The sequence below is a fragment of the Chitinophaga pinensis DSM 2588 genome (assembly GCF_000024005.1).
Taxonomy (GTDB): domain Bacteria; phylum Bacteroidota; class Bacteroidia; order Chitinophagales; family Chitinophagaceae; genus Chitinophaga; species Chitinophaga pinensis.
The window spans coordinates 4765546-4783461 of record NC_013132.1 but is presented as its reverse complement, the minus strand read 5'-3'; the positions used below and the strand labels follow the sequence as shown (position 1 = coordinate 4783461).

The 17916-nt window shown below is 45.5% G+C and carries 17 protein-coding genes and 2 tRNA genes; 8 read left to right on the top strand and 11 right to left on the bottom strand.

Annotated features, from left to right (window positions below; all coding sequences use genetic code 11):
- Positions 1 to 329 precede the first annotated feature (329 nt).
- Both CPIN_RS39350 and CPIN_RS18890 read left to right on the top strand, forming a co-directional pair.
- The gene (locus tag CPIN_RS39350; RefSeq protein ID WP_245552011.1) at positions 330 to 866 is read left to right on the top strand and encodes a helix-turn-helix domain-containing protein; all 537 of its coding nucleotides are present in this window, start codon (positions 330 to 332) and stop codon (positions 864 to 866) included.
- A gap of 73 nt (positions 867 to 939) precedes the next feature.
- Positions 940 to 1773 carry an SDR family NAD(P)-dependent oxidoreductase gene (locus CPIN_RS18890; RefSeq protein ID WP_012791438.1) on the top strand — a complete coding sequence of 278 codons (834 nt, stop codon included), beginning with the start codon at positions 940 to 942 and terminating at the stop codon, positions 1771 to 1773.
- A 119-nt stretch (positions 1774 to 1892) separates the two neighbouring features.
- Here CPIN_RS18890 and CPIN_RS18885 read toward each other — a convergent pair.
- Positions 1893 to 1966, bottom strand: a tRNA-Arg gene (locus CPIN_RS18885).
- A 233-nt stretch (positions 1967 to 2199) separates the two neighbouring features.
- On the opposite strand from CPIN_RS18885, the gene CPIN_RS18880 reads away from it, so the two are divergent.
- On the top strand, positions 2200 to 3570 hold the full coding sequence (locus CPIN_RS18880; RefSeq protein ID WP_012791437.1) for a hypothetical protein: 1371 nt from the start codon (positions 2200 to 2202) through the stop codon (positions 3568 to 3570).
- Between the two features lie 116 nt (positions 3571 to 3686).
- A complete protein-coding gene (locus CPIN_RS18875) occupies positions 3687 to 5048 on the top strand; it encodes a sulfatase-like hydrolase/transferase (protein WP_012791436.1) in 1362 nt (453 codons plus the stop codon).
- 11 nt (positions 5049 to 5059) lie between these two features.
- Here CPIN_RS18875 and CPIN_RS18870 read toward each other — a convergent pair whose 3' ends face one another.
- Both CPIN_RS18870 and CPIN_RS39005 read right to left on the bottom strand, forming a co-directional pair.
- Complete coding sequence (locus tag CPIN_RS18870; RefSeq protein WP_012791435.1) at positions 5060 to 6295, bottom strand: hypothetical protein; 1236 nt, start codon at positions 6293 to 6295, stop codon at positions 5060 to 5062.
- Positions 6296 to 6312: 17 nt separating this feature from the next.
- A complete protein-coding gene (locus tag CPIN_RS39005; RefSeq protein ID WP_012791434.1) occupies positions 6313 to 6561 on the bottom strand; it encodes a hypothetical protein in 249 nt (82 codons plus the stop codon).
- A gap of 74 nt (positions 6562 to 6635) precedes the next feature.
- Between CPIN_RS39005 and CPIN_RS18860 the strand changes: the two genes are divergently transcribed.
- Entirely contained in the window at positions 6636 to 7481 is an 846-nt protein-coding gene (locus tag CPIN_RS18860) for an oxidoreductase (RefSeq protein WP_012791433.1), read from the top strand.
- A gap of 285 nt (positions 7482 to 7766) precedes the next feature.
- On the opposite strand, the gene CPIN_RS18850 is transcribed toward CPIN_RS18860, so the two are convergent.
- The gene (locus CPIN_RS18850; RefSeq protein ID WP_012791432.1) at positions 7767 to 8648 is read right to left on the bottom strand and encodes an AraC family transcriptional regulator; all 882 of its coding nucleotides are present in this window, start codon (positions 8646 to 8648) and stop codon (positions 7767 to 7769) included.
- Positions 8649 to 8785: 137 nt separating this feature from the next.
- Positions 8786 to 9976, bottom strand: coding sequence for a 4-hydroxybenzoate 3-monooxygenase (locus CPIN_RS18845; protein WP_012791431.1), 1191 nt, complete (start codon positions 9974 to 9976; stop codon positions 8786 to 8788).
- A gap of 574 nt (positions 9977 to 10550) precedes the next feature.
- Here CPIN_RS18845 and CPIN_RS18840 point away from each other — a divergent pair.
- Positions 10551 to 11105 carry a hypothetical protein gene (locus tag CPIN_RS18840; protein WP_012791430.1) on the top strand — a complete coding sequence of 185 codons (555 nt, stop codon included), beginning with the start codon at positions 10551 to 10553 and terminating at the stop codon, positions 11103 to 11105.
- A gap of 91 nt (positions 11106 to 11196) precedes the next feature.
- Positions 11197 to 13023, top strand: coding sequence for a glycoside hydrolase family 2 protein (locus CPIN_RS18835; protein WP_071820378.1), 1827 nt, complete (start codon positions 11197 to 11199; stop codon positions 13021 to 13023).
- A gap of 56 nt (positions 13024 to 13079) precedes the next feature.
- Here the strand turns inward: CPIN_RS18835 and CPIN_RS18830 are convergent.
- Positions 13080 to 13153: transfer RNA gene (locus tag CPIN_RS18830), tRNA-Arg, on the bottom strand.
- 536 nt (positions 13154 to 13689) lie between these two features.
- On the opposite strand from CPIN_RS18830, the gene CPIN_RS18820 reads away from it, so the two are divergent.
- Complete coding sequence (locus CPIN_RS18820) at positions 13690 to 14067, top strand: carbohydrate-binding protein (RefSeq protein ID WP_012791427.1); 378 nt, start codon at positions 13690 to 13692, stop codon at positions 14065 to 14067.
- Between the two features lie 138 nt (positions 14068 to 14205).
- Here the strand turns inward: CPIN_RS18820 and CPIN_RS36785 are convergent, their stop codons facing one another.
- From CPIN_RS36785 to CPIN_RS18800, 5 genes are all read right to left on the bottom strand, one after another.
- On the bottom strand, positions 14206 to 14685 hold the full coding sequence (locus CPIN_RS36785) for a cupin domain-containing protein (protein WP_012791426.1): 480 nt from the start codon (positions 14683 to 14685) through the stop codon (positions 14206 to 14208).
- A 187-nt stretch (positions 14686 to 14872) separates the two neighbouring features.
- Positions 14873 to 15595, bottom strand: a complete 723-nt coding sequence (locus CPIN_RS18810; RefSeq protein WP_012791425.1) for a LytR/AlgR family response regulator transcription factor — start codon at positions 15593 to 15595, stop codon at positions 14873 to 14875.
- Between the two features lie 13 nt (positions 15596 to 15608).
- Positions 15609 to 16613 carry a sensor histidine kinase gene (locus CPIN_RS18805; protein ID WP_222838137.1) on the bottom strand — a complete coding sequence of 335 codons (1005 nt, stop codon included), beginning with the start codon at positions 16611 to 16613 and terminating at the stop codon, positions 15609 to 15611.
- Positions 16614 to 16931: 318 nt separating this feature from the next.
- Complete coding sequence (locus tag CPIN_RS38665) at positions 16932 to 17417, bottom strand: hypothetical protein (RefSeq protein WP_148230593.1); 486 nt, start codon at positions 17415 to 17417, stop codon at positions 16932 to 16934.
- Positions 17330 to 17890 (bottom strand): hypothetical protein, encoded by a 561-nt coding sequence (locus tag CPIN_RS18800; protein ID WP_012791423.1) that lies wholly within the window; start codon positions 17888 to 17890, stop codon positions 17330 to 17332. Before CPIN_RS18800 ends, CPIN_RS38665 begins: the two co-directional genes overlap by 88 nt.
- Positions 17891 to 17916: the final 26 nt, after the last annotated feature.

Sequence of the window (17916 nt, the reverse complement as noted above, 5' to 3'; positions counted from 1 at the left end):
ATAAATTCAACGCTGAAGATATCTCAACAGCGCCTGTTTATAACAGTTTTAATGTTTTTTCTATTGAAGACCGGATACTTTCCGGAACTTCATCCCCTTCATTCGTGAGAAGAGATTTTTATAAAATCATGTTGTTCCGTGGGGAAAATGTATTTCATTTCGCGGACAAGAGCGTGACTGTTTCAGGGAATACATTACTTTTTTTTAATCCCCAGGTGCCTTACACCTACGATGCTTTATCAACAAACACCAGTGGGTACTTCTGTGTCTTTCGCGAAGAGTTTTTTAATGATGCGATAAAATTTCCTGTTCGCAATAACCCACTTTTTATGGCGGATGCAAAACCAATATATTCATTATCTGCTGAACATTCAAAACAGGTAGCTGACCTGTTTATAAAGATGTCAGAAGAATTAAATGCTGAATTTGATTATAAATACGATCTGATCAGGAGCTACGTCCTGGAATTGATCTTTTTTGCATTAAAGCTGGAAAATTCATCACAGCAGGATATCAGAAGCAATGCCTCCTTCCGGATTGCCCGCGTCTTTAAGGAGCTGCTTGAACGACAGTTTCCTATAGCATCCCCCTCACAGAGATTTACACTAAGATCACCCCAGAAATTTGCCGATGCCCTTTCTATCCATACAAACTACCTGAACAGAGCTGTCAAAAAAGCGACAGGCAAAACTACCACTGAACATATTTTTGAACGCCTGATAAGCGAAGCAAAAATTCTCCTTCGTCATTCAGACTGGAGTATTGCAGAAATCAGCTTTGCATTAGGATTTGAAGATCCTGCTCATTTTAATCATTTCTTCAAAAAACAAACGCAGGTCACTCCTACCGCATTCAGGTCAGTTTGAATTTGACAATGAATGGTGTTTATCCGACAATCCGGAATAAAAAATGCAGGATAGCTTTGCATAAAAAAATAAGATGAACAGCACTAAAACCTGGTACATTACAGGAGCATCAAAGGGTATTGGATTGTCATTAGTAAAGCAGTTATTAAGCAAGGGGCATCGTGTAGCCGCTACATCAAGAAATCCTGCCGGATTCGGAGAGACCGGTGCAGGTGATAGTAATTTTTTACCGCTGGAAGTCGATCTCACAAACAAAGCTTCCGTTACACAATCCTTCGCCGCCACAAAAGATCGCTTTGGCGTGATAGATGTAGTTGTAAATAACGCAGGATATGGACTTGGCGCGGCACTCGAAGAACTATCCGACCAGGAAATTGAAGAAAATTTTGAGGTTAATTTCTTTGCTGCGGTAAAGGTAATTACAGCAGCCCTCCCTTACTTTAGAAGTCAGCGGTCGGGTTTTATCATTAATATATCTTCCATTGCAGGTTTCTCACCAGGGCTGGGCTGGAGTATGTATTCCGCGGCAAAATTTGCGCTTAGCGGATTGTCTGAAGCATTAGCCAATGACCTTAAACCGCTGGGAATACATGTAACCAATGTCATGCCCGGATGGTTCAGAACAAATTTTGCCAAACCTGACTCTATCGCATTTAGCAATACTAAAATGGAGGAATATGCATATCTGCGGGAAGCCCACAATAAGATGCAGACAATTGACGGTGCACAGTTAGGTAACCCTGAAAAAGTAGCCGATGTCTTTATTGCGCTGATCAACGCTGAACAGCCTCCGGTAAACTTATTCTTAGGCTCGGATGCCTTCAATAGGGCAAAAACTAAAATAAGCCAGCTGCAAGCCGAAATGTCGATATGGGAAACGCTCAGTCACTCAACTGATTTCAAATAATTTGATTTTGATGGGAGTTCATAGCCTGAAGTTACCTTTTCTGAATAGGGATGAACAATCAGGTTGCACTGCGCTATAAAACAAGAAAGCAGACTGTACATACAGTCTGCTTTCTTTTGTGACCTCGTCTGGATTCAAACCAGAAACCTTCTGATCCGTAGTCAGATGCTCTATTCAGTTGAGCTACGAAGCCATTTCCCGTGTTGGGATTGCAAAAGTAGACAAAAAATCGAAAATACCAAAACCTATCTCAGATTTTTCTAAATATTTGTCAATCCCACTATAAAGATAACCATTCCTGCACTCCGTACCAAAGATCTTAAACCGCCACCAGCAGCCTCTTCCAAACAATCTTTGGCTCCTCCGTTTCTTTTAATTTACTTGCACCCGATAATAACCCTACATCCTGCCAACCAGGAAAACAATATGAAACAGATGAATGAAACCCTGAACGACCAGATTGCCAGACTGAATGATAACGAAGATGCAGACGGATTGATCCAGCTGATCCAACAATTACCTCCCGACCAGCTTCAAACACATAAAACTGACTTATCCGACGCCTGTGAAAGCGTATTTTACATCTGGCTGACCGATCTCCAGTTAGGAAAAATAAGACAGGAAGACCAGGCATCCGTTATCACCATGCTGACAGCACTCATTCAGGCGCTGGAAATAGTGCAACCGGACACCTCACATCATCTCATGAGTGCTTCCTTATATGAGCATCTATCTGACCAGCAAACAGCACCCGCCGAAAAATTAGTCTACATCCAACAGGCAATCGATGAATATACCGCCGGACTACAACAACACACAATGCCGCTGATGCAGGCCAGACTGGCAGGTGCATTGCTGGATAGAATGGAATACACACAGGATTACAAAGAAAAAGACTTATCCGATATCCTGCAGCTGTTTGAAGCCGCCTTTACCAGTTACGACGAACTGATACTCACCTATTTTCTACATGGCAGTTTCCGCCTCCTGAGTTTTCAGTCTGATAACAATAATAACTGGCATCAGCGCTTTCTCACATCATTAGAAACCTCACTCAATGCCTTCGCAGCAACAGATGCATTTGTCTGCCTGGAATATGTCAATGCCCTGCGCAGATTGCTGGAAAATCAGCTGTACCATATATCAGCCGACTACCAGGCACTATTGAACACAAAAATCATCACCTTACTTGCCCAGCTCAAAGACTATGAAACAAAAAACGAACAACGGCTGAATTACCTCGGACAGGCATTTGAAAATGTAGCAGAACGCATAGCCGAACCGGCTGCCAGACTAGCCTTCTATCACGCAGCCCTGGCTTTCTTTACTCAGGGACAACAAATCAACCCTGCTGCCTGGACCTTCCCGGTCTATGCCACCAATGTCCTCATGGAAATGGCCCGTATAGAGCCCCCTGAGAAAGTAATCCCTTTATTTGAGCAAGGGAAGGCTTTATTTGCCTTCACCTACAGATACGACTCTAACTTCACCCTGATGCATTACTGGGGCAAATACCTGCTTGAATACGCCAAACAGGCGTATAATTTCCAGGCGCCCGATATCCTGAAAGAAGCGGAAGAAAAATTGCTCGCGGCCAAACAAATGGGCAATGGCTATTACGACCAGCCATACCGGGGACTCGCAAAAGTAGCGCTCAAACTGGGCAATAAACAACAATGCCTGGATATCTTAGCCGAATGCAAAAAAGTCTTTACAACAGACTACCACGAGTACGAACACAGCTTTGTACTCGCTGATGAAGATTTCAAAGAAATCTGGCCCGACTTAAATCATTAAAGAAAACTCCCCATTCTTTTTATATCTTACCTGGAATAAACAATGCCAGCCATATAAGTTACCCGGTGGCAGATAACCGCTTCTTTACAGACAGCAATCATAAATACGCAAATCAGATGAAGGCAAGGTTTTTCTATGTAATGACCCTATTGTTGGCCACTGTACAAATGACTTATTGTCAAAAGCCCGTTCAGCCCAACGTGGTCATCATACTGACCGATGACATGGGATATGGCGATATTAGCTGCTACGGCGGCAACGTAATGCCTACTCCCCATGTCGACAATATGGCGAAAAACGGTATGCGCTGTACCCAATATTACAGTGCAGCCCCCATCTGCTCTCCTTCCCGCGCAGGCATCCTCACAGGGATGTATCCTGCCCGCTGGAACTTCAGCACCTACCTGGACAACAAAAAACATAATAAAGCCGCGCAACAAACCGATTACCTGGATCCGAAAGCCCCCTCTATCGCATGCATCTTTAAAAATGCAGGATATGCCACAGGCCATTTCGGTAAATGGCACCTCGGCGGAGGCCGTGACGTAACAGACGCTCCAGGCTTTGAACAATACGGTTTTGATGAACATGCCAGTACCTATGAGAGTCCGGACCCGGACCCGCTACTTACAGCAACCAACTGGATCTGGTCTGATAAAGACAGTATCAAACGCTGGGACCGCACGGCCTATTTTGTAGATAAAGCACTGAGCTTCCTCCGTAGTCATACCGGCCAACCCTGCTTTATCAACCTCTGGCCCGACGATGTACATACCCCCTGGGTTCCCCGCAGGTCAGATGGTGATACCGCCCGCCTGAAACCAGAAGAAGAAGCCGCACTGAGAAAAGTTTTAAAAGAATACGATATACAGATCGGGCGCTTCCTCGCCGAACTGAAAAGATCCGGTCTAGATAAAAATACCATCGTCATTTTTACCAGTGATAATGGTCCGCTACCCACCTTCCGGAACAGCCGTACATTGGGTTTACGTGGTTCCAAATTATCACTGTACGACGGCGGTACACGGATGCCATTTGTCATTAACTGGACAGGACATATCAAACCGGGTAGTATCGACAGCACCTCCATGATCACCGGACTAGACCTGTTGCCGACTCTGGCAGGTATGGCAGGTATTAAACTACCAAAAGACTATCACGGCGATGGTGTTGATCGCTCTGCCGTCTTTACCGGACGTCCCTCTGCCCGTAACAAAGACATGTTCTGGGAATACGGTCGTAATAATATCGCCTACGCCTATCCCAAAGAATTGGCTTGGAATAGAAGTCCGCAGCTGGCTGTTCGCTCCGGAGAATGGAAATTCCTGATGAACGCAGACCGTAGCGAACCAGCACTATACAACGTAAAACTGGATCCGGGAGAATCACTCGACATGAGCGGCATCCGTCCTGATCTGGTAAAACGGCTTTCCACTGATCTCATGAACTGGTGGACCGCCATGCCAAAGCTGCAATAAGCTGACTTTATTTATGGAAGTCCCCATAATATTTTAATCGTCGCTTCCTGTCCGTAACCAATCGGACAGGAAGCGCTTTTCATATTCGCCCTGTAACTCCCCTCCGACTCATTCGGACAGGTAATCATCCTGTTGCCAGGCATCTGCAGATGTCCGTTCGGATCCGTCTGTTGCAGCCAATGATAAGCATACCTCAACCAGCTATTGCGGTACTCCGCCGACTGCAAAGCAAACCAGGATATTTCATCCCATCCCCATACAAAATGATCCGTCGTATCTGCGACATCAGGCGCTTTCCCTCTGCCAAAATTATCAAACTCTACCAGGTAGGGTAAATGATCGCATTGCCAGCCGCTGGGCGCAATGCCGCCTTTGCTTTTATTATAAATACCATCCAGGAAATTAACCGCCAGTATACCTTCATACGGTTTCTCAGGCACCTCTTTTACACGCAGGGGAAATGAATTAAAATCAAGCAGACTTTTCCCTTCATACAACATACCCCCATATGGCACATGTGCATCCAGTATTACCCAATGCCTGCGGGCATGTTTCTCCGCATAGCCGCGAATCTTATGAATAAGTCCCGCCCATGCCTTTTTTCCCGGATCATTCATACCAATCAGTTCTATCTGCCCCAGGTGAAATGCCTCACAGCCAATATTCATATAAGAGCAAGCCAGGAAGTAAAACCATAATTGCGTCTCGCGTTCGCTGATATCCGGCACACTACTCCCTTTCCGCCAGTGATCCACAAACTTGCCCCCTTTGTTCAACATCGCCTTATAAGAAAAGTTACGCGACTCCACCGGCAAACCATAGTCTTTAAACACCCAGGCCGGCACAGGCACCTCATTTACTTCCTCCGTAACAATCTCGAATAAACAACCCTGAAAAACTATCTCCGGATCACTGGCATGTAAACGCTGCACGATCGTACGCGCCGTATCCCAGAAAGCCGCTTTATTCAGCAAACTTTCACCTCCCCAGCGATAAATAGCCCGTCCGATAATCTTAGCGCCGATATCTTTCACCATACGCACATCATCTGCATGATAAGAATACGGACGCCTGCCTTCCGGACGATCCGGTATCAGCAGATAGACCATCGTAATAGCCCGGTCAAGATAGTTTTCCAGTACCTGCCTGGATATACCCGCCTTACCAAATTGATAGGATTTCTGTTGTGCAGTGCCGGGGATTACCAACAACTGCATACATAACATAGCAATAAACAGCATTCTCATAATGTGGATCAGTTACTTTAATCACTGCAAGAAAAGAAAATCACATTAATGTATGGGTTAACGCTGCGGTTAATGAGACGTATTTTTTCGCTTAGTATACGTAACAGTGGTTGCGACGCTCCCTTCAGCCGCATCGCCCTGTGCAGCAACTTTGTGCCCCAATAAGTCATTTTTACTTCCATCCTCCAGGGCAAGAGGGCTGTCAGCTGATCGCTGACAGCCCTCTTGCTTTTACAGAGATAATAACACACGTCTTTGAAATTCATAAATAGTCCTTTACTCTCAATAAGGACGCCCTGACAATCGACACCGAAATTTGTATAAAACAAATTCAAAAACAATGAGCACAAACAAAGTATGGTTTATCACCGGAGCATCAAGAGGCTTCGGTCTGGAAATCACCAAAGCAGCATTAGCATCCGGAGACAAAGTAGTCGGCACCGTACGTAGTCAGCCAGAAAAACTGTCAGCTGTACTGAACCACCCCAACTTCCACGCGATTACACTGGACGTGACCAATGAAGCACAGGCTATCGCAGCTGCCAGCAAAACGATCGAGCTGTTTGGCAGAATAGATATACTGGTAAATAATGCGGGATTCGGCCTCCTCAGCGCTGTTGAAGAAGGAACAGATAAAGAGGTGCGTCATATGTACGACACTAACGTATTCGGTCTGCTGCATGTAACACGTGCATTCCTCCCTTATATGCGGAAGCAGAAATCCGGTCATGTTATTAATATCACATCTGTCGGCGGACTGGCATCTGCTGCTGGCTGGGGACTCTACGCTTCCACCAAATTTGCAGTAGAAGGTATCAACGAAGCACTTGCTGATGAACTGAGACCACTGGGCATCTTCTCCACAGCAGTAGAACCAGGTTACTTCCGTACTAACTTCCTGGATGGCACCTCCCTGACCAGCGCAGCAAACGTGATTGCTGATTATAGTGAAACATCTGGTAAAATGCGCGAAATAGTACCACAGGTAAGCTACAACCAGCCCGGCGATCCGGTTAAGTTAGCACAGGCAATCATTAAACTGGCGGCGGCTAAAAACCCTCCGGTACACCTTCCGCTCGGTAAGGATACGCTGTTCTACTTCAATCAGAAAATGGAGAAATTCAACGCAGAAATTGAAGAATGGCGCGAGGTGATCACCAGCACCGATCACGATGATGTAAAATAGTTCACTTCGAGGTGGAAACAACTTTATACGACATCTGGTCAATTCGTTTGTAGTTGGCCAGATGCTGTACAACATACAATCTGCACGTCAACTGATAAGACGCGCATGTGATACCGGTAGCGCCCCATCGTATCCCGGTAAGACGGTGGCTGCTGACCATCCCGAGCAGGAAGTCAGAAAGATGTTCAATCTTATGCACCGCTGGAACCCGGGTAAAAACAATAAAAAAAATGTGCGTACTTCATGCTTTATACCGGTCGAATACCTGCTCAAATATTAGCAGGACTATTCTGTAAAATGCACACTTGTCTCTGATTGTTTCCTGAATAAACCAGGAGAAACCCCGACAATCTTACTGAACAGCCGGTTAAAATATTTTGCATCTTCAAAACCCAACGTATCGGCAATCTCCTTCACCGCAAGATCAGAATGATACAACAACCTTTGGGCCTCCCGCATCAGCTCATGTTGTATGTAATAGGTCACCGAAAACCCTGTAACCGACCTCACAATATCATTCAGATAGCTGGAGGTAATATTCATCTTCGCAGCATACTCCGATGGCTTCTTCATGGATTTAAAATGATGCCGCAGCAGTTGCTTAAAACGCTTGGTGATCTCGATACTACGGGTAGAATGCCTGATCAGGTTAAAACGTTCTATCGACAAATAAGCGGATGCGATCTGGTATACCAGGGCAGTTACCATCGACTGTGTGATCGTCTGCCGGAAGAGCTGTGACTGGTCATCATAAATCTTGTACAATTGATGGATCAGGGAAGATAAATCCGCGGACTTCTCAGGAGAAACAGGCACCAGGATCACCTCCGACAAACACTGGTCCAGGATCGTCTTCAGCTGTTCATCCAGCATCGAGGGATCAAAAGCCAGGAACCAGCCGCGCTCCATGCGGGCAGCATTGATCTGGTGGATTTGTCCCGGGTAAGAAAGAAAAAGCGACTGATCACTGATCTGTACCTGCTGAAAATCCACTTCCAGCTGCATCTTCCCTCTTTCCAGCAACACACAGTAATAGAAATCATGCCGGTGTGGCTGTGAAATTTCATATCCCGGAGTAGATGACTTCTCCAGGGCCAAAGGGGCCACATATACCCCTGAAAAACGCTCCTCCATCCGGTGAACGGGTATCTTCTGCTGTTTACGCATCAACCTGCTTGTTTATGACCAATTACCAGTAGCGGTCCGACAAAGGTCGGCAGAAAAAAGGGAATACGATCCGCCAAATGGCCGTAAAAGGTGGACAAATCGCTTATCCACCTTTTAAGCCGGATATATACTAATACTTACAACATGCCTCGTTGATATTCACTGTGCTGATGGGCAGCTATCGGCGAACTAAACAGGTTATCGAGGCGGGCACGTGCAATCATCTGATAAAATGTACCGTGCTGCGTAGGATCTCCGGCATCATGCATCATATCGGTCATCCACACGGCAAACTCCTGGTACTTCCAGATGTGCGGCAAACAGGTATCAGAATAATTCAGCAGTGCCGTATGATCGTTGTGCTGCAATGCCTGCAATAAGCCCTGTGCCAGTATATCCACATCAAAAAGCGCCAGATTCATGCCTTTGGCACTGGCAGGTGGCACAAGGTGTGCGGCATCCCCGGCGAGATAAAGGTGACGGTATTGCATAGGCGCATATACCACTGATCGCAGAGGCACGAAGAACTTATCATGCACCTTTACATTTTGAATCGTTTCATCCTGCAACCGTAAGCGGATTTCATTCCATAAACGATCATCGGGCCAGTCCTGAGCTCCATCACTCAATGCACACTGTAAATAGTAACGGCTCCTGTGTGGTCCACGGGGAAGCTGTGCCACGCAACCATGATCGCTGACACCCATAATAGGATGTCCGGTAACAGGTGCCTCCACCAGCGCAGCCAGCCAGGCGTAACCGAATTCATGACTGTATTTTGTCAATATGCCCTCCGGAATAGACGCACGACTCACTCCTCTGTCTCCATCACATCCCACGATATAATCGCAAACGAGTACATGTTCGCTATCCGCATACCTGTAAGTCACCTCCGGCTGCACACCCTCTTCATTCTTAATCTGCACATCTGTCACCTCAAAGCGAACATCACCACTCATACCATCAATAAGCTCCTTCAGCAGATTATTAACAAGCATCTGCTGTGTACAGAAGCGCCCCTGTATACGATCATCTCCCACTATTTCAAACACACGCCCGACTCCATTGACACGATAATCGATCGTCTGTGCCACTGGTCCACCCAGCAATTTATCCGCCAGTCCCCAGCGTTCAAACATATGCACCCCGCGAGCTTCCACAACACCTGCCCGTTGACGCATCTCTATGTAAGCACGATTACGTCTCTCAACAATGACACAGGCCACGCCTGATTTTTGTAAAAATGTCGCCAGTGTCAAACCTGACACACCAGCACCGATAATGACCACCTGGGTCTTTTCAATCCTATTACTTCCTTGCATTTCCATACACTTAAAATTTGTTCGATACAGTACAATACTGCAGGTGCCTGCTTTATTTTTAAGCACCGCACAAAGGTCGTATGATCGGAAGGTCTGATAAGATAACACCTCGCGGTATTAAGTGGACGATTCGCGGATCTGATCAAACAGGTATGCCCCGTATCTGGCGTGCTTATTGCTGAATGTCTCACCATAAATAGCTATTTTCATAAGGTACCATCTACTTTTGCCAAGGCAAGGAATGACAAACACCCTGTATGATACACAAAACTAAAATCACCCTCAACCTCGGGGGCCTCGTCCTTTTTGATCCGCAGGTGCTGCACCGGTTTGTGACAGATTGATGACGACTTTACCGCAGATCCGGGTTTATACGCTGTAACAATCGCCGGATTCCGTGACAAAGAGAACCCGTATATAGAGCATCGTGACTGTGGTTATGAATTTCTTTTACAAAAGGTCACTACCTTGCCACAGATTCCGGCGATCGATATCGATTCCTTCAACTTCAAAGTAGACGGTTTCGTGGAAGATTCACTGTAAGCCATCATTCCCGTCTCTTTAATCAATATAAATAAATATGAACCTGATAAAATTTGATGAAGTTCTCAATGACCTGGTAGATTATTTTCTCCTGGGAGATCCGTTCCTGCTGATGGATTTCAAGAAAGAATTGCAGTTGCCCGATGACCTGATCACACATTTCACAATCAGTACAGACGGAGACCGTGTAGTAGAAGAAGGTGTGATGATCCCATTAGCGCGTATTGAGAACTACCCTTACACCGTATACTTTAACCAAACCGGTACACCTGAATTACTGAAAGAAGGGAATCGCCTGCAACTGAGACAGGACGGGTATAAGCTATTGGTAAAATATGGCGCTATCTATCTCTTTACAATACCATATATCCGAAAGTTCACCGCGGAAACACTTGATAAACTTGTCCGGCATAGAAGCAGCAAAATATCCTTACCGAATGGCTGGTATGAAGTATCCGTTCTTGGAGGCGAAAGTAAACAGGACACAGGTATGGAACCAACCCTGGAGTTTATGATCCGTTCAGTAGCCGCCGAACCTGCTTATACCGCGGATACGAACTTCGAATACAAAATCGATGCATCTGAATATTAAGGGGCTGCAACAGTGGTCAGCCGTAATTAGATTTTGAAAGAAAAAAATGTATTTTGTCACGAGCATAACCTTGACAAACATATATTTTATAATGAAAACAAGAAACTGCCTGCTTTTTTTAGGCGTCATGCTATTCCATGGAGTCCTTGTTAAGCAATCCTTCGCCCAGGACCCAAAACTACCGACCCAATGGACCCAGGCCGCAATGACGGCAACCGCCCCATTCCCGGAGTATCCTCGTCCGCAGCTGGAACGAAAACAATGGATGAGTTTAAACGGGAAATGGGATTACATTGGTGGCAAACAGGCGGCCAACGCCCTGAATCCCGCTAAACCGATCGCTTTTAGTGATAAGACGGAAAAGATATTGGTCCCTTACTGCCCCGAGTCTGTACTTTCAGGAATCGAGCGTGACCAGGAAATAAACATGTGGTACCGCCGGACCTTTGACCTCCCTGCTGCCTGGAAAGGTAAACAGGTGATCATCAATTTTGATGCGGTCGACCATGACGCCACCGTATTTGTCAATGGAGAAAAAGCCGGAACACATGCCGGTGGCTATACCTCCTTTCACATCAACATTACAAGATTCCTCAAAGCTGGTAACAATACCATCGTCGTCGCGGCACACGACCCCAATGACGGAACAACGCCATCTGGTAAAAATGGTCCGCGTGGAGACTATACCTTTACCTCAGGCATCTGGCAAAGTGTATGGCTGGAACCAGTAAGCGAACATTACATCAAAAACATCCGCCTGCTCCCCGATCTCGTAAACAACAGACTCGAAGTATTCGTTGACGCAGATGCGGCACAGGTCAGAGCAACTGCACTCGACGGCAAAAAAGAGGTAGCGGCAACAACAGGAAACGCGGGAACAAAATTGTATATCCCGATAAAGGAGCCTAAACTATGGTCACCTGAAGATCCGTTTCTATACGATCTCAAAATAGCGCTGACCGACAGCAAAGGCAATGTCATGGATGAAGTCAACAGTTATTTCGGGATGCGCGATATTAAACTGGGTAATGTAAACGGGGTGATAAGACCTTTGTTGAATAACAAATTTGTGATGCAGGTGGGATTACTGGATCAGGGATACTGGCCCGATGGTATATTGACAGCGCCCACAGAAGAAGCCCTGAAATACGATATTGAGTTCACTAAAAAGGCAGGCTTTAACCTGATCAGAAAACACATGAAAACGGAGCCCAAACGGTTCTACTATTGGGCAGATAAACTGGGTCTGCTGGTATGGCAGGACATGCCGGCAATCTGGTATCAACATGAAGATACGGCAAAGAACAGAAGCACTTTCCGGAAGGAATTACACGCTATGATCGACGATCTCTATAATTCTCCATCTATCATTACCTGGGTGCCATTCAATGAAAACTGGGGCGCATTCGATGTGAAAAAAATCACCGACTGGGTGAAACAACTCGATCCGTCAAGACTAGTAAACGGCAATTCCGGTTTTAATAATAACCCTGGTTATCAAAAAGCAGCAGGAGATCCCGGCAATGGAGACTTCGTAGATACACATATTTACGTCGGTCCTTATGATGCGTCTAAACCTGATGGGAAACGTGCAGCTTCATTGGGTGAGTTTGGCGGTGTCGGACTATTCGTACGCGGACATATGTGGCCGGTGGAAAATAATGCGTACGCCTACGAACCCACCAAAGACAGGCTAACCGACAGGTATGTACTGTTGATGGACCAGGTAGAACAGCTGATGCGTTACCAGGGTTTAAGCATTGCGGTATACACACAGACCACAGATGTGGAACACGAAGTGAATGGTATGCTCACCTACGACAGGGCTGTAGAAAAAATGGATATCGAAAGAGTGAAGGCAGTAAATGAAGCGGTGATTAAAGCAGGTAAGGAATTAAATCAAACACCTTCAAAGTAAGTGTAAGTGTATAAAAGAAAAGAGGATAATTACAAATTGTAATTATCCTCTTTTTGTGACCTCGTCTGGATTCAAACCAGAAACCTTCTGATCCGTAGTCAGATGCTCTATTCAGTTGAGCTACGAAGCCATTCCCGTTTTGGGATTGCAAAGATGCACAAAAAATTTAAACTTCCAAAAATAATATAAAAATATTTTAGCGTGTAGTCGTATAGTGTAGTAATGCACGAACCCCGCGGCGCTATTTAAGCAGCTGTTCTGTTTTATGCAGAAAATGCTCAATCGCCATTTTCACATCAATCCCCGACCTTTCGGCCAGGACAATCAACCACCAGATATTCTCTCCCAACTTGTGCGTAATGTATTTTGAAGCCCATACCCATCCATTCAATACCAGTAATACCATTAAATACTCACTGCTCTAGCCTCCGGCTATCGTAGCCCTGCTATTGACCTGATACTTCAGCCTCTCACTATTTATCGCCAATTCCATAAAAAACAGCCAGTGGAACTACCCCTGATCAAGTCCACCTATCCAGCAGTTATAAAGCATGTATGTAGTATCACTTAGCCGTCCTCCGGACTACCCTTCGCCTGTTTATAGACCTTCTCAATAGCAAGGCGACCGCAGTGGATAGCTGTATCTTCATTAAAAATCCTCTTGCCATGCCCCTCAAAATGCCAATTATCGCATATGCGATTGCTACATCACTATTCTCGCCACACAGCTTTACAGTATCACCCGAAAGTAAACCGATAGAAGCCTATCACACCACTAGTCCGGTCAACGCACTTAATAACAAAACGCCCGAATGGATCTCCTGGCAGACCTATTATAGCGGCTTTAATTTACTTTCTCCCAAAACTGATATCGGCCCCTGCGACACTGCGTCCGAATGGGTCTCAGCAACTGCTTATGCAGGTGGTAGTTATGTGAAATACAATGGAAAACTATTCCGTGCAAGAAACTGGACGCAGGGAGATACGCCACGCGGATTTGGTATCTGGCCTGATGGTCCCTGGGAAGATTTAGGGTATTGCTAAGCACTTTCATCTCTCCTGAATCTTTACAAAAGCCTCCCCCGCTTTACGCGGGAGAGGCTATACAACTTGCTTCTGGGGTTCGTGAATGAAAAGGCCTTCAAGAAATTCATTAATGTGGTGGTCGGCATAGCAGGCTCTCTAAACCAACTTTACGCCGTATTGGCTATTGAGCCGGTTTATCAGGTGCATCAGGAAATCCGCAGGGGGAAGTTCCGTAGGGGCTTTTACAACAGGCACGGCGTCCGCCGCCGTGCTGAATTCCATAAAATAGTCCCAGAAGGATCCAGGGGTAAGCAGTGTAATGAAATGCAGCTGACTACTGGTAATCCTGAACTCATGTGCAATCAGACGTGGCGCAAAAATGGTTTCTCCCGGTCCGGCGATATACGTCTTACTACCTATACGAAAACTAACCGTACCATCCAGTACATAAAATGTTTCATCTTCTTTTTCATGCAAATGAGCAGGCGGCTCCGCTCCCTGTGGCAAAACCATCTCCAGCAAAGCGAAACTGCCGCCAGTCTGTTCAGGAGAGACCAAAGTTTTGAAATAGCCGCCGTTATATGCACGATATACAGCAGCAGCCGTTACCGGCTCAAGGGAATTTGTGTCGTTCATACGATTTAATTTATCCTGTTTGGGGTTGAATGGTAGTTGATATTCGCTATCAACTCTTAAGTCGGAAGCAAACTTCGTAACCTAAACCGGTAAACACAAACTCTGTCGACAGAAGACAGCTTGTGTCGATGAACAACGCGTTCAAATAGTCTAACAGTATTCAATTATTTCACACGGAGAGAGAAAACTACAATTTGAGGCGTTGCTGGCAATCCACCTTATAATGACGACCGATAGGCAATTCTTTTCCCATCACTTTTACATAACTGGCGCTATAACTTTCAATCTTACTGACCGGAACTATAAAGGACCGGTGAATCCTCATAAAGCCATCCATAGGCAACAACTTTTCAATAACGCTGATCTTTTGCTTTGCAGAAAGCACCTGGTCTTTCAGTATCACCTTCACATAATCCTTTAAGCTTTCAATCCACATAATATCATCGGTATCTATCTTTACGACCCTTCGGTCAATACGCAGATAAAGATAATGGGGTGAAACGTCAACGGGAGACGGCTCTGCTATTCTACGTTCTTCCACAACCGGCCCTTTAAACACATGGATCACCTTCCCTATCGCCTTAAAAAACCGTTCAAACGGAATCGGTTTTAATAAATAATCAACCGCATTCAGATCAAAACCCTCGACAGCAAACTCCTGGTAAGCTGTGGTGAAAATTACCTTCGGCGGACTAGGCAGACTTTTAATAAAATCAATCCCATTGATGCCCGGCATCTTTACATCCAGGAAAATCAGGTCGACTGCCTCCGACTGCATAACGCGAAAAGCCTGTATAGCCGAATGACAACAGGCGATCACCTCCAGTTCCGTGAACTCAGCCGCATATTTCTGAATAATCTCTATGGCATGCGGTTCGTCATCAATGATAAGTGTTTTGATCTTCATCATGGTCGCTTATACATTAATCAGTCAATTCAATTTCCAGTATTGAAATAAAACAATCTTCTTCATCATATGCCTGCAGTACATGGCGTCCGGGATATAACAGTTCAAGCCTTTTACGCACATTGGCCAGCCCGATCTTCGAATAATGCATAGCAGGTTTTTCCGGGGCTGTCTCCGGTTTACTGTTGGATACATTGAAAGTCAGCTTATCCCCCTTCGTCTTTAATTCAATATTAATCCAGGGACACTCTTCCGTCTCGCTCACGCCATGCTTGAAAGCATTTTCCACCAGTGGCAGTAATAATAACGGAGCTATTTGTTGCATGCCATCATCCAGATGTACGTTAACATTAAGTTCCAACCTTTCTTCATACCGGATCTTTTCTAACGCAATATAACTATTGAGTATCTCAATATCTTTCCGCAACGATACCAATGCCGTATTGCATTCATATAGCATATAACGGAGGATCTTAGATAAACCCAATATCACATCCGGCGTTTGTGCAGATTGAGTCAGCGACAATGCATAGAGATTATTGAGCGTATTAAACAGAAAATGCGGATGTATCTGGCTTTTGAGAAAATTCAACTCTGCCTGGGTAGCTGCATCCCGCTTCTCATACCACATTTTAATAAACTTAATCGACACGCCTATCCAGACCACCGAATTGCTACCGATAAACGCAGATGCTATGTCCGCCGGTTGAAAAAGCCTGTCTATAAACCTTCCCTGCGCAACATGCCACCTGAAATCGTTCGCCGGATTATCACTCACTGCTTGAAAAAATGGATCCACAAAAAGGATGTCTACCGCGCGGAACAATAAGGTCGCAAGTACCGTACAAATCAGACATGCAAAGAATAAGCGGACAAACTGGTGCCGAAAAAAATATCGGGGAATAATGTAATAGGACAATCCATAGAAATAAAACGCGTGTACAGGAACCACCATCAGTACTGCCGGCAAAGCAATCAGGTAATGTCCATGCAATTGAGCACCAAATATCAGGGTGATCAAAGCAATGTTAACAATCCAAAAAAGTAAGTGCGGGAGATATTTTGCCTTCATTACCTGGAATATTACTATCAAATATATGCATCCGCCGATATTTTACGCACTTTATCGATCAACGGCAGCTCAGGGTCGACAAACGACATGGCCAATACATATTCGACCAGGCATTAATTGCCGGCTTTGGATATCCTGTACATGCAATGCCTCCAGCTGCTTTTGCTGCGCATCCAGATATACCTCAGTTTTCTCCAGACCCAGTCGCGCATACCCCAATACTGTAATGCAATAATGCATTCGTCGCCTCATGCGGAAAGCGTTCGATCAGTTGAGGAAAAACCTGTGGCATATCAAAACTCGTAATCCCGACCAATACTTTGGAAACTCATTATCTGATATATAAAGACCTTTATCAAGCTGCGCTGCTATTCCCAACGCATTCCTACCCGGTAGTAAGAAAAAATCATCGGGCCACAGATCCAGGAAATGTACGCGACCAGGCACATGTACATAAGTATTCAGATTTGTCCAGTGATGCGTCACCCTGTCCGATAACAATACCATGTCAAACTCCGCACATAACCATTTTAATTCTTCTACCGGCAATGTCAGTATCCACTCCGGATCAGCGTGGTAACGACTCGTACAGGCAGCGAAGAATATACCATCCCGTATTCCCCACTTATCTGCGAGTTCGGCCCCGTCTTTCAGACGAAGGTATTTTAAGGTATTAAGCAGGTTATGATCAGGCAGCGGACGGGCATTCTCCTCAGTCGCCGCATGCCTGGGTGCTGATGCGTGGAAGAACACACTACTGGTCCGGATGACAGCACTTCTTTGTTCAACATGCCAGCCCCGATAATGGCATTAACATTGGCCTGGAATTCAAAAAAAGGATCAATCCCCTTTTGTACATCTAACAGGCAAATATCAACATGCTCCAGCACCAGCTGCTCATTCCCCTTGCGATTATGACTAATGGTAAAGGAGACCTTCATACCATCTATAAACACAGGTCTTTTTCCATCACGCGCAGTGAGTGGCGGTGGTGTACCATCCAAAGGAGACAAACTCAGTGGAAAAGAGGGAATAGATACAGCCAGGTTGACGCCAAATGCTTCTTTAAGCTTGTCCAGTGCAGTACCTACGCCCGGAATAAATGCACCCTGTATGGCAGCTATGCGAATGACAGGTTCTGTAATACGTTCGGCAATGGTGCGGATAGCTCCGGCAAAACCTGCTGGTTGGGGTAATTGTTGTTGGTCCCATGCTGTGCTTTTCATGGTGAGTGGGGTTTATACTTGTAACT